Source organism: Streptomyces sp. NPDC002044 (assembly GCF_040296725.1).
Taxonomy (GTDB): Bacteria; Actinomycetota; Actinomycetes; order Streptomycetales; family Streptomycetaceae; genus Streptomyces; species Streptomyces antarcticus.
Genome location: NZ_JBEOXU010000059.1, coordinates 23939 through 36696, shown reverse-complemented (window position 1 = coordinate 36696; position 12758 = coordinate 23939). Strand labels below are relative to the sequence as shown.

The following is a 12758-nucleotide window of genomic DNA, read 5'->3' as shown; positions in this document are numbered from 1 at the left end:
GATCGCCGCCTTCCTCACCTACCGCGCGGTCATCGCCCTGTCGAAGACCGAGGGGGGTGCCGCGTTCGGGGGCCGTGCGGCCCGTGCGGGGGCCGTGCGGCCCGTGCGGGGCCACGGGAAGGCCCCCCGGTCCCCTTGCGGGGTCCGGGGGGCCTTCGGGGCCGGTGGGACGGCTCAGACGAGGTCGCCGCCGGGCAGCTCGACCTTCGCGCCGAGCTCCACGAGCTTCTCCATGAAGTTCTCGTAGCCGCGATTGATCAGGTCGATGCCGTGGACCCGCGAGGTGCCCTCGGCCGCCAGCGCCGCGATCAGGTACGAGAACCCGCCGCGCAGGTCGGGGATGACCAGGTCGGCGCCCTGCAGCTTGGTGGGGCCGGAGACGACCGCCGAGTGCAGGAAGTTGCGCTGGCCGAAGCGGCAGGCGGAACCGCCCAGGCACTCGCGGTACAGCTGGATGTGAGCACCCATCTGGTTGAGCGCCGAGGTGAAGCCGAGCCGGGACTCGTAGACCGTCTCGTGGACGATGGAGAGGCCGGAGGCTTGCGTCAGGGCCACGACGAGCGGCTGCTGCCAGTCGGTCTGGAAGCCGGGGTGCACGTCCGTCTCCAGCGCGATGGCCTTCAGCGGGCCGCCCGGGTGCCAGAAGCGGATGCCCTCGTCGTCGATCTCGAACGCCCCGCCGACACGGCGGAAGGTGTTCAGGAACGTCATCATCGAGCGCTGCTGGGCGCCGCGCACGTAGATGTTGCCGCCGGTCGCCAGCGCCGCGGAGGCCCAGGAGGCGGCTTCCAGACGGTCCGGGAGGGCCTTGTGGTTGTAGCCGCCGAGGCTGTCCACACCGGTGATCCGGATGGTCCGGTCGGTGTCGACGGAGATGATGGCGCCCATCTTCTGCAGGACGCAGATGAGGTCCTCGATCTCCGGCTCCACCGCGGCGTTGCTCAGCTCGGTGACGCCCTCGGCCAGCACGGCCGTCAGCAGCACCTGCTCGGTCGAGCCGACCGACGGGTAGGGCAGGCGGATCTTGGTGCCGCGCAGGCGCTGGGGGGCCTCCAGGTACTGGCCGCCCTCGCGCTTCTCGATCGTCGCGCCGAACTGGCGGAGCACGTCGAAGTGGAAGTCGATCGGCCGCCCGCCGATGTCGCAGCCGCCCAGGCCCGGGATGAAGGCGTGGCCGAGGCGGTGCAGCAGGGGGCCGCAGAAGAGGATCGGGATGCGCGACGAGCCCGCGTGGGCGTCGATGTCGGCGACGTTCGCGCTCTCGACGTGGGTCGGGTCGAGCACCAGCTCGCCCGGCTCCTCGCCGGGTCGGACCGTCACCCCGTGGAGCTGGAGCAGCCCGCGCACGACGCGCACGTCACGGATGTCGGGAACGTTCCGCAGCCGGCTGGGTCCGCTGCCGAGCAGAGCGGCGACCATGGCCTTGGGCACGAGGTTCTTCGCACCGCGGACACGGATCTCGCCCTCGAGCGGGGTGCCGCCGTGGACAAGCAGTACATCGTCACTGATGCCGGTCATGAATCTCGCGTTCCGGGAGGGGTGGGCAGGGGGCCAGTGAGAAGAGTAAGGGTCACCACCCCTTTGTTCGTAGGGCTGACGCGGCCGTAGGACTGTCATGAATTCGTTACAACACCCTCCGTATCCACCCCATGGCGGAGCGTCGCGTTCCGCCCGCTCCGGCGACGGGTGCCCCCCGCCTTCGGCGTGCGTCCTGAGCTGCGCGGAATTCGATCTCGTCGTCCGATCCCCCGGAAGGACGAATGTGCGAGATCATGGCGGCATGACCGAGGTGTCCTCCCTCACAGGGCGGTTGCTCGTTGCCACTCCCGCCCTCGCGGACCCGAATTTCGACCGCGCGGTGGTGCTGCTGCTCGACCACGACGAGCAGGGCTCGCTCGGCGTCGTCCTCAACCGGCCGACCCCCGTCGGCGTCGGGGACGTCCTGCTGCCCTGGGCGCCGCTGGCCGGCGAGCCCGGCGTGGTCTTCCAGGGCGGGCCTGTGGGGCTGGACTCGGCGCTGGGCGTCGCGGTCATCCCGGGAGAGGAGGGCCCCCTCGGCTGGCGCCGGGTGCACGGGGCGATCGGGCTCGTCGACCTGGAGGCTCCGCCGGAGCTGCTGGCCGCGGCCCTCGGGAGCCTGCGCATCTTCGCCGGATACTCCGGATGGGGGCCCGGCCAGTTGGAGGGCGAGCTCGGCGAGGGCGCCTGGTACGTGGTGGAGTCGGAGCCCGGCGACGTGGCCTTCCCCGACCCGGAACGGCTCTGGCGGGCGGTGCTGCGCCGCCAGCGCGGCGAGCTCGCGATGGTCGCCACCTATCCGGACGACCCGTCGCTGAACTGACCCCCGCGGGGGTCGGTACTCTGGATTCCATGAGCACTCTTGAGCCCGACCGCGGGACTGGCACGGGGACCCTCGTAGAGCCGACGCCGCAGGTGTCCCACGGTGACGGCGACCACGAGCGCTTCGCCCACTACGTCCAGAAGGACAAGATCATGGAGAGCGCGCTCGGGGGCACCCCCGTCGTCGCGCTCTGCGGCAAGGTCTGGGTGCCGGGCCGCGACCCGAAGAAGTATCCGGTCTGCCCCATGTGCAAGGAGATCTACGAGTCCATGGGCCCCGGCGGGGACAAGGACAAGGGCGGCAAGGACAAGTAGGTCCGGCCGCTCCGGGCAGGATCGGGGGCCCCCGGGCGCGCGTCGGCGCACCCGGGGGCCTTTCCCGTGCCCGCGGGGCGCGTTAGGGTCGGCCGCGCAAGCACCCTGTGGAATCAGCGTTGCACAGGGTGCAACGGGCTGGCTGCCGCGAAGGGCTGACGCATGGACCTGATCCCCGCACCCCGGATCGCCGTTCCCCACGAGGGCGGACACCACCACGCCTTCGGGGCCGACCCGGCCCTCGACGCCGGTCCGGGCACCGAGGACACCGCGCGCTGGCTGCGCCGCGAACTCGGCGCGGCCACCGGCTGGAGCCTCCCGGACGCCGCCCCCGGGGAACCCGGGGAGCTGCGGCTGCGCATCGACCCCGTACGGGCCGGCGGGACCGGCGGGTCGGGCGGGTCGGGCGGGTCCGGCCCGGAGGCGTACCGGATCGACATCGGCGCGGACGGCGTGGAGCTGACGGGCGCGAGCGGGGCCGGGCTGTTCTGGGCCGCGCAGACGCTGCGTCAGCTCCTCGGGCCCGACGCCTACCGCAGGGCGCCGCTGCCCGGCCGGACCTGGAGCGTGCCGTACGCCGCCGTCGCCGACGGCCCCCGGTTCGGATGGCGGGGGATGATGCTCGACGTCGCGCGGCACTTCATGCCCAAGGACGGCGTCCTGCGGTACATCGACCTGCTCGCCGCGCACAAGCTCAACGTGCTGCACCTGCACCTGACGGACGACCAGGGCTGGCGCGTCGAGATCAAGCGCCACCCGCGCCTCACCGAGGTCGGTGCGTGGCGGGCGCGCAGCCGGTGGGGACACCGGGCCTCGCCGCTGTGGAGCGAGACGCCGCACGGCGGCTTCTACACGCAGGACGACATCCGCGAGATCGTCGCGTACGCGGCGGAGCGGCACGTCCGGGTCGTTCCCGAGATCGACGTGCCGGGGCACTCGCAGGCCGCCATCGCCGCCTACCCGGAGCTGGGCAACACCGACGTCGTTGACACGGCCGCGCTGGAGGTGTGGGACGACTGGGGGATCACCGCGAACGTGCTCGCACCGACCGAGGCCGTGCTCCGGTTCTACGAGGGGGTCTTCGAGGAACTGCTGGAGCTGTTCCCGGCAGAGGTCTCGCCCTTCGTGCACGTGGGCGGGGACGAGTGCCCCAAGGAGCAGTGGCGGGCCTCGGCCACCGCCCAGGCGCGGATCGCGGAGCTGGGGGCGGACGGGGAGGACGGCCTGCAGTCCTGGTTCATCCGCCACTTCGACGGCTGGCTCGCGGAGCGCGGCCGGCGGCTCATCGGCTGGGACGAGATCCTGGAGGGCGGTCTGGCGCCGGGCGCCGCCGTCTCCTCGTGGCGCGGCTACGCGGGCGGCATCGCCGCCGCCGAGGCGGGCCACGACGTGGTGATGTGCCCCGAGCAGCAGGTGTACCTGGACCACCGTCAGGCGGGCGGCCCCGACGAGCCGGTGCCCATCGGGTACGTGCGGTCGCTGGAGGACGTGTACCGCTTCGAGCCGGTACCGCCCAAGCTGTCGCCGGACGCGGCCGCGCACGTCCTGGGAGCCCAGGCGAATGTGTGGACCGAGGTGATGGAGCATCAAGGGCGCGTCGACTACCAGGTGTTCCCGCGGCTCGCCGCCTTCGCCGAAGTGGTGTGGTCGTGGCAGCCGGCCCCGGAGGAGCGGGACTTCGCCGGATTCGAGGAGCGGATGGCCACCCACTACCGGCGGCTGGACGCGCTCGGTGTCGGCTACCGGCCGCCGGGCGGACCGCTGCCGTGGCAGCGCCGGCCCGGCGTGCTCGGACGTCCGATCGAGGGTGAACCTCCGAACGTGTGACGGCGGGAACCCGAACACCGGGGGAACTCTTCGAACCGGAACTCTTCCTCGATTTCGGTGGATACGGGGAAAAACGGGCGATGGGCCGGGCCGGCCGGGGGCGGACGCCGCCCGGCCCACCCTCGCGCCGGGCGGCCCGGAAGATGTGCCAGAGTTGCCACGTCCCGGCGGTGAGGACGTACCGTACGGCGGACAGGCGTGAGCGCCGGGACCGGGACATCGGGAAGGGGCAGCCGGGTTGACCACGCACGCACCGCACGCACCGCACACACCGCATTCACCTCAGGGGCCTCACGGGTCCCAGGGGTCGCAAGCGGCGCAGTCCGTGACGCTGCCGGCCTCGCTCGACGAGGCCGTCGCGGCTCTCACGGCCATGCCCGCCGCCGTCCCCGTCGCCGGGGGCACCGACCTCATGGCCGCCGTCAACGCCGGGCAGCTGCGGCCCGCCGCGCTGGTGGGGCTGGGCCGGATCAACGAGATCCGCGGCTGGCAGTACCAGGACGGCCACGCCCTGCTCGGCGCGGGCCTCACCCACGCCCGGATGGGGCGGCCGGACTTCGCCGCCCTGATCCCCGCGCTCGCGGCCGCCGCACGCGCCGCCGGGCCCCCGCAGATCCGTAACGCCGGCACCCTCGGCGGGAACATCGCCACCGCCGCGCCGACCGGTGACGCACTGCCCGTGCTGGCCGCGCTGGAGGCCGTCCTCGTCATCGTCGGCCCGGGCGGATCGCGCGAGATCCCCGTGTCGTACCTGCTCGCCGGGCGCGAGATGCTCCGGCCCGGGGAGCTCATCGGCTTCGTGCGGGTGCCGCTGCTGCACGCGCCCCAGGTGTTCCTGAAGGCCACGGGCCGGACCGGGCCGGGGCGCGCGGTGGCGTCCGTGGGCCTCGTGCTGGACCCCGCGCGCCGGGGCGTGCGCTGCGCGATCGGCGCGGTCGCCCCGATGCCGCTGCGGCCGCTGGAGGCCGAGCAGTGGGTGGCCTCGCTGATCGACTGGGACGGGGAGCGGAGCCTGGCCCCCGAGGCGCTGGAGGCGTTCGGCGAGTACGTCGCGGCGGCCTGCGTGCCCGACCAGGGGGAGCCGGTGGCTCCCGGAGTACTGCATCTGCGGCGGACGGTGGCCGTACTGGCACGGAGGGCCCTGGGGAGGGCACTGACCTCATGAGTGGGAACGGGAACGGGAACGGGTACGTGAGCGGAGCGACTGGGGACCCGGGCAACGCGGGTTCCGCGAGTCCCGAATGGGGCTGGGAGCCGGTGCCGCACGGCGGCGAGTACGACTCCGACGCGACGGCCTTCGTGAAGCTGCCGCAGGACATGCTGGACGCGCTCGGCACCGGGGAGCCCCTGGCCGCGCCCGGGCACGGCTATGTGCCGCCGCCGATGATCGTGCCGCTCGGCTCGGCCACCACGGATCCGGCCGCCACCGGCACCTGGACGATCCCGGTGCAGTGGCCGGAACCCGCCGGCTCGGCACCCGCCGGCCCGGCGCCCGGCACCGCCTCCGGCAGGGTGGTCGGCCAGGGGCCGGCCCCGGTCGGCGGGCCCATTCCGGCGTCGATCCCGCTGCCGGCTTCGGTTGCGGCGGCGTTCGCCCCGGCGGAGCCGGGGCAGCGGGAGGAGCAGGGACAGGGGCAAGAGCAGGGCGAAGGACATGGCCAGGGTCAGGCGTACGGCCAGGGCCAGGCGTACGGGCAGGGCCAGGCGCAGCGGGAGACCGCGGAGTGGCGCTTCCCGGAGAGCGCGCACGACGCGCAGGCCGCGGCCGCGGTCGCGGACTCGGCCACCGGGCAGTGGAACCTGCCCGAACGGTCCGGCCAAGGCGATGTGTCGGGCCAGTACGACCTGAGCGCCGTGTCCGGCCAGTACGACCTGAGCGGCGTGTCCGGGCAGTACGAACCGGGTGAGGTGTCCGGGCAGTACGACGTGGGCCAGGTGTCCGGCCCGTACGACGTGGGCCGGGACTCCGGCCCGTACGACGTGGGGCAGGTGTCGGGCCAGTACGACCTGAGTGAGGTGTCCGGCCAGTACGACCTGGGGGACGTCATGGGTCGGTCCGGTGACTTCAGGCAGGGCGGGCTGGACGCCGACTGGAGCCAGGCCCCGGCGACGCTCCCGGGCGGAGCCCCCGCCCCGTGGGCGAACCACCCCGACTTCGAAGACGCCCGCGGTTACGCCGCGCGGCAGCCGTCGGGCGAGCCCCGTGCGGACGTACTGCCCGGCACCGACGCCGCCGTGACGGCCGCCGAGGCCGGACGGGTCTCCGGGGGTCCCGGCGCGGGCGCTCCGCGGCGCGGACCGCGTGTGCTCGGCGGCCCCGGCGTGGGCACCCCGCTGCCGGAGGACGAGCCGGTGTCCGAGGGGGAGCCGGCGCACCCGGCCCCGCACGACATCGACGCCGCCCACGGCCCGGCGACGACGCCGGACGCGGGGGAGCGGCGGGCCCCGGGCGGGCTGGACCTCTTCGGCGGCGTGCGGACCGAGCCGGAGCCCGAACCCGCCGCGCCGGCCGACGGGTCGCCGCGGCCCGCCCGGTACGCGGACACCGACGGGCACGGCTTCGCCGCCTTCGGCCACGCGCCGGAGCAGGCACACGTTCCCGAGCCGGCGCATGCTCCCGAGCAGGTACACGTTCCCGAGCCGGCGCACCTTCCCGAGCCGGCGCATGCTCCCGAGCCGGCACACGTTCCCGAACCGGCACACGTTCCCGAGTTGGGTTCCGGGCCGGACGCGGAGCCGGTTCCCGAGCCCGGTACCGGCCTGCCGGCCGGAGTCACCCCCGAGGCGGCGGCGGAGTCCGGCCCCGACGCGGGTGTGGACCACGGCCCGGCCCCGGCCCGGGAAGCCGGGTACGGTTCCGCCGGCGCCGAGGCCGGCGGTCCCGCGGGGGAGCGCGCCGACACCGACGGCCGCGGCTTCGCCGCAGCGGGCCCCGCCCCCGCGGACACCGGGGCCGCGCACGTGCCGGACGCGGACACCGCCGACCGTGCCGTGGCACTGCCGGGCGAGGGCACCGCCGGGGAGCTCCCGGCGGAGGGGCCGGCGTACGAAGACGAAACGGGTACCGCCGCCGTCGCCCATCACGAGCACCCGGCGGCCTCCTACGTCCTGCGCGTCAATGGCGCCGACCGGCCCGTCACCGGCGCCTGGATCGGCGAGTCCCTCCTCTACGTGCTGCGCGAGCGCCTCGGCCTCGCCGGCGCCAAGGACGGCTGCTCGCAGGGCGAGTGCGGCGCCTGCGCCGTGCAGGTCGACGGCCGGCTCGTCGCCTCCTGCCTCGTACCGGCCGCGACGGCCGCCGGCAGCGAGGTCCGCACCGTCGAGGGGCTCGCGACGGACGGGGAACTGTCGGACGTGCAACAGGCGTTGTGCAGGTCGGGTGCGGTGCAGTGCGGATTCTGCGTGCCGGGCATGGCCATGACCATCCACGACCTGCTGGAGGGCAACCACGCCCCCAACGAGCTGGAGACCCGCCAGGCGCTGTGCGGCAACCTCTGCCGCTGCTCCGGCTACGCGGGCGTCGTCGACGCCGTCCGCGAGGTCGTCGCGGGGCGCGAGGCGGCCGCTGCCGAGCCGTCGGCGGGCGCGCCGGGCGCGGCGGGTGGCGCTGCGGCCGGGCCGACCGGGTCCGGTGCGTGGGGCGGGACGGGTGCGCAGAATGGGACGGGTGCGCAGGCCGGGACGGGTGCGCAGGCCGGGACGGAGCCGCGCATTCCGCACCAGGCGCCGCCCGGCGAGGGCGGCATCCACCACGGAGGCACGCAGTGAGCGGGGGCACGGAGTGAGCGGGCAGGACGCGGCGACGGCGACGGCAGCGGTCAACAACTCGGTCGTGGCCAAGGCGGCCGGCGACCCCGCCGAGGCGGCGCCGGACCAGGCGCCGCGCGGCATCGGCGCCTCCGTGCCCGCCGCCGACACCCGGGCCAAGGCCGAGGGAACCTTCCCCTACGCCGCCGACCTGTGGGCCGAGGGCCTCCTGTGGGCCGCGGTACTGCGCTCCCCGCACGCCCACGCCCGCATCCTGTCCATCGACACCTCGGCCGCCGCCGAGATGCCCGGCGTGCGCGCCGTCGTCACCCACGCGGACGTCCCCGGCGCCACCACCCACGGCCGCCGGGTCGCGGACCGCCCGGTGTTCGCGCACGACCTCGTGCGCCACCACGGCGAGGCCATCGCCGCCGTCGCCGCCGACCACCCCGACACCGCCCGGCTCGCGGCGGCCGCGATCGCCGTCGAGTACGAGCTCCTCGACGCCGTCACCGACCCCGAGCAGTCGTTCGGCGCCGAGGCCCTGCACCCCGACGGCAACCTGATCCGGCACATCCCGCTCCGCTACGGCGACCCGGACGTCACCGGCGAGGTCGTCGTCGAGGGCCTCTACCGGATCGGCCGCCAGGACCCCGCGCCCATCGGCGCCGAGGCCGGGCTGGCCGTACCGCGCCCCGACGGCGGTGTGGAGCTGTACACCGCCTCCACGGACCCGCACACCGACCGCGACCTGGCCGCCGCCTGCTTCGGGCTGGAGCCGGACCGGGTCCGCGTCGTGGTCACCGGGGTCCCCGGCGCGACCGCGGACCGCGAGGACGCCGCCTTCCAGCTGCCGCTGGGCCTCCTCGCCCTGCGTACGGGCTGCCCGGTCAAGCTGGCCGCCACCCGCGAGGAGTCCTTCCTCGGCCACACGCACCGCCACCCGACGCTGCTGCGCTACCGCCACCACGCGGACGCCGAGGGCCGCCTCGTCAAGGTCGAGGCCCAGATCCTGATGGACGCGGGCGCGTACGCCGACTCCTCCTCGGAGTCCCTGGCGGCGGCGGTCGCGTTCGCCTGCGGCCCGTACGTCGTGCCGCACGCCTTCGTCGAAGGCTGGGTGGTCCGTACGAACAATCCGCCGTCGGGCCACGTCCGCGGCGAGGGCGCGATGCAGGTGTGCGCCGCGTACGAGGGCCAGATGGACAAGCTGGCCGCGGCCCTCGGCATCGACGGCGCCGAGCTGCGCCTGCGCAACGTGCTGGCCACCGGCGACCTCCTGCCCACCGGTCAGACCGTCACCTGCCCCGCGCCGGTGGCCGAACTCTTGCGCGCGGTACGGGACTTCGAGCTGCCCGCCCTCCCGAAGGACACCTCGGAGGACGAGTGGCTGCTGCCCGGCGGCCCGGAGGGCGCGGGCGAGCCGGGCGCGGTGCGGCGCGGCGTCGGGTACGGCGTCGGCATGGTGCACATGCTGGGCGCGGAAGGCGCGGACGAGGTGTCCACGGCCACGGTGAAGGTCGTCAACGGCGTCGCCACGGTCATCTGCGCGGCGGTCGACACCGGCCAGGGCTTCGCGACGCTCGCCCGCCAGATCGTCCAGGAGGTGCTGGGCGTCGACGAGGTCGCGATGGCCCCGGTCGACACCGACCAGCCCCCGGCGGGACCGGCGGCGCACGGCCGCCACACGTGGGTGTCGGGCGGCGCGGTGGAACGCGCTGCGAAGATGGTCCGCACCCAGCTCCTCCAGCCGATGGCCCACAAGCTGGGCATGTCCACCGAGCTCCTGCAGATCACGGACGGCCGCATCACGTCGTACGACGGCGCGTTCTCCATGCCGGTGCCGGAGGCGATGGAGGGCAAGGAACTGTGGGCCACGGCCCAGTGCCGCCCGCACCCGACGGAGCCCCTGGACGGTGACGGCCAGGGCGACGCCTTCGTCGGCCTGGCCTTCTGCGCGATCCGCGCGGTGGTGGACGTCGACATCGAGCTGGGGTCGGTACGGGTGGTCGAGCTGGCCGTCGCCCAGGACGTGGGACGCGTCCTGAACCCCCGCCAGCTGCGGGCCCGCATCGAGGCCGGCGTCACGCAGGGCGTCGGCGCGGCCCTGACGGAGAACCTCCGCACGGTCGCGGGCCTCGTCCGCCACCCGGACCTGACGGGCTACGCCCTGCCGACTTCCCTGGACGCCCCGGCGGTGCGCATCGTCAAGCTGGTGGAGGAGCGGGACGTGGTGGCCCCGTTCGGCGCGAAGGCGGCGAGCGCGGCCCCCGTGGTGACGACACCGGCGGCGGTGGCATCGGCGGTACGGGCGGCGACGGGGCGGCCGGTGAACCGGCTCCCGATCAGGCCCTCGGCGGCGGTGGCGGTGCCCAACTCCTGACGGGGTGAGCCGCATTGCACGTGCAACCCACGGGTTGGGCCTGTCGGCGCCGGTCGCTAGAGTGATCAGTGAGCCTGCTCGCGTTCGCGCGCGAACGGGTGCGAACGGGTGCGAACGGGGACGGGGCGCGGCGGGGACGCCGTACCCACGGGGATGACGGGGAGTCGGGGAGGCCATCGTGGCAGAGGACAACGGGGCGGGCCTGTTCGGTTTGGGCCCTACACCGGGCATCGTGGAGGCGGTCAGAGCACAGGCGGCGGCCCTGGCGGTCCAGCAGGACTCGCTGAAGGAGTACAAGGGCATGGTGGATGCCCTGCTGGAAGAGCTGGGCGGGTCCGAGGCGGACCACAAGAGACTGGCGAACGGCACCCTGACCCAGGCGGCACTGGGCCACGGCTTCGCGGAGGCCACCGCCATCTACGCGTCGTACAACACGGTCACCACGGAGCTGGAGAAGCTCTCGAAGGGCCTGGCGGGTCAGATCGAAGCCCTGGGGATCGCGGTGCTGTCGGCGGGCAAGGGGTACGCGGGCGTGGACCTGGACACTCAGCGGCGTATGGCGGCCATCGCGAAGGAGGCGGAACGTGACTACGTGCGGTCCCGTGACCCGCACCCTGAGGAGCGGCCCAAGAACGCCGGCGACGCGGTGGGGGTCGAACTCTGATGGCGACGGATTTCGAGGCGTTCACGCACCAGCAGCTCAAGGCGATGAGCGACGCGCTGGACCCGAGCAGGGTCAAGGCGCGGGCCGAGCAGCTCAAGAAGGCTGCCGATGACATCGCCAAGATCGCGGAAGAGCTCAAGACGCACCAGGTGACCGGCTGGGAAGGTGAAGGAGCCGTTGCCTTCCAGGAGTGGGTCGGCCGGGCGGGCAACGCGACGCTGCGGCTGAGCGAGTACAGCGCCCACGGCGCGCACTGGATGACGCAGGCCGTCCAGAAGATGTACGAGGCGCAGACCATGCCGGCCTACGACACGGACGCCGCGGCGAACCTGGAGGCGGCCCGCAAGTTCCGCAACGACCCGGACTCGCGGACGATCGGCCCGCAGGCGCAGTCGAAGCTGAACTCGGACCACACCGAGGCCGTGCAGCTGATGAAGAAGCTGGCCGAGGCGTACGAGCTGTCGTCGACGCAGATGAACAAGGCCGAGATTCCGACGTTCCCGCCTCCGCCGGATGTACTGCTGCCAAGCGGTTTTGACTCTCAGGAGGAGCTCGCGCGACCTCAAGTGGACGGAGGCGTTCGGGATGGCACGAGTAGTTCGGTCTTCGCCTCACGCGTGTCGTCCGACTCCCCCGGGGGAGCATCCTTGGGCGAGCCCGGACCTGTATCGGGCACCCCGCTACGAGAGGGCAACACTCCTCCGGCAACCACGGGATCCGTACTCACTCCCACGCCGTGGATTCCGGAGCGTGACGTGAACGTGGACCTTGACAGTGTTGCCACGCTGCCGCCCACAACACTCCCCCAGGCACCAAGCACGCTAGGTCAGCTGCCTACTGGCGGTGGCAGTGGCATCCCCGGTGGGCTTGTCCCGCCCGTGCCCCTCCCCCCGATCCCCGGAGCGACGGGGCGCGGCGGTCCGGGACCAGGTGTTGGTCATCTTCCAGGCGTGAGCGGCCCCGGCGCCTTCGGCGGCAGCAAGGTCGGCGGCGCCAGTGGCTTTGCAGGATTGCCTCCGCGTGACAGCGGGATCGTCGGAGGCCGGCCGGTTGCGTCCGGCGGTCACAGCGCGGGCATTCCCCGCGGCACGGTCATCGGTGCTGAAGGGGCGCAGGCGGGTCGTGGCATGGGCGGCGGTATGGGCGGAGGGCTCGGTGGCGGACATGGCGCCGCAGCGGGCTCCGCAGCGGGTCGCCGACTGGCCATGGAACAGGGCGGCGTCGTCGGAGGTCGTCAGGCGGGTACGGCGGGGCGCCCGGCAACGGGCGGGCAACCGTTCACCCCGGGTGGTTCAGGCCTCGTACGGAACGCCAACGGCGGCACGGGATCTGGCGCAGTGGGCCATGCGGGTGCCGGTGCGAGGACTGCGGGCAGGCGACGCGAAGACCAGGCGGGCGAACGCCCCGACTACCTGGCCGAGGACGAAGAGACCTGGCAGGGCAACCGTCGTGTTGTCCCGCCGGTGATCGACTGAGCGGATC

General features: G+C 74.0%; 9 protein-coding genes. 8 read left to right on the top strand and 1 reads right to left on the bottom strand.

Going from position 1 to position 12758, the window contains the following annotated elements; all coding sequences use genetic code 11:
- Positions 1 to 174: 174 nt before the first annotated feature.
- Positions 175 to 1518 (bottom strand): UDP-N-acetylglucosamine 1-carboxyvinyltransferase, encoded by a 1344-nt coding sequence (gene murA, locus ABT106_RS16835; protein ID WP_351277612.1) that lies wholly within the window; start codon positions 1516 to 1518, stop codon positions 175 to 177.
- Positions 1519 to 1780: 262 nt separating this feature from the next.
- Between murA and ABT106_RS16830 the strand changes: the two genes are divergently transcribed.
- The 8 genes from ABT106_RS16830 (at position 1781) to ABT106_RS16795 (ending at position 12751) form a co-directional block, all read left to right on the top strand.
- Positions 1781 to 2341: a YqgE/AlgH family protein gene (locus ABT106_RS16830; protein WP_351277609.1), complete on the top strand. Its 561-nt coding sequence runs from the start codon at positions 1781 to 1783 to the stop codon at positions 2339 to 2341.
- Between the two features lie 29 nt (positions 2342 to 2370).
- Positions 2371 to 2655 (top strand): DUF3039 domain-containing protein, encoded by a 285-nt coding sequence (locus ABT106_RS16825; RefSeq protein ID WP_112448118.1) that lies wholly within the window; start codon positions 2371 to 2373, stop codon positions 2653 to 2655.
- A gap of 162 nt (positions 2656 to 2817) precedes the next feature.
- Positions 2818 to 4482: a beta-N-acetylhexosaminidase gene (locus ABT106_RS16820; RefSeq protein ID WP_351277606.1), complete on the top strand. Its 1665-nt coding sequence runs from the start codon at positions 2818 to 2820 to the stop codon at positions 4480 to 4482.
- Between the two features lie 238 nt (positions 4483 to 4720).
- Positions 4721 to 5647: an FAD binding domain-containing protein gene (locus ABT106_RS16815; protein ID WP_502979399.1), complete on the top strand. Its 927-nt coding sequence runs from the start codon at positions 4721 to 4723 to the stop codon at positions 5645 to 5647.
- A 26-nt stretch (positions 5648 to 5673) separates the two neighbouring features.
- Complete coding sequence (locus ABT106_RS16810) at positions 5674 to 8250, top strand: 2Fe-2S iron-sulfur cluster-binding protein (RefSeq protein ID WP_351277602.1); 2577 nt, start codon at positions 5674 to 5676, stop codon at positions 8248 to 8250.
- A 64-nt stretch (positions 8251 to 8314) separates the two neighbouring features.
- The gene (locus ABT106_RS16805; protein ID WP_351277618.1) at positions 8315 to 10612 is read left to right on the top strand and encodes a xanthine dehydrogenase family protein molybdopterin-binding subunit; all 2298 of its coding nucleotides are present in this window, start codon (positions 8315 to 8317) and stop codon (positions 10610 to 10612) included.
- A 178-nt stretch (positions 10613 to 10790) separates the two neighbouring features.
- On the top strand, positions 10791 to 11276 hold the full coding sequence (locus ABT106_RS16800) for a DUF2563 family protein (RefSeq protein ID WP_351277599.1): 486 nt from the start codon (positions 10791 to 10793) through the stop codon (positions 11274 to 11276).
- Complete coding sequence (locus ABT106_RS16795) at positions 11276 to 12751, top strand: WXG100 family type VII secretion target (protein WP_351277596.1); 1476 nt, start codon at positions 11276 to 11278, stop codon at positions 12749 to 12751. The genes ABT106_RS16800 and ABT106_RS16795 overlap by 1 nt, the downstream gene beginning before the upstream one ends.
- The last annotated feature ends 7 nt before the right edge of the window (positions 12752 to 12758 follow it).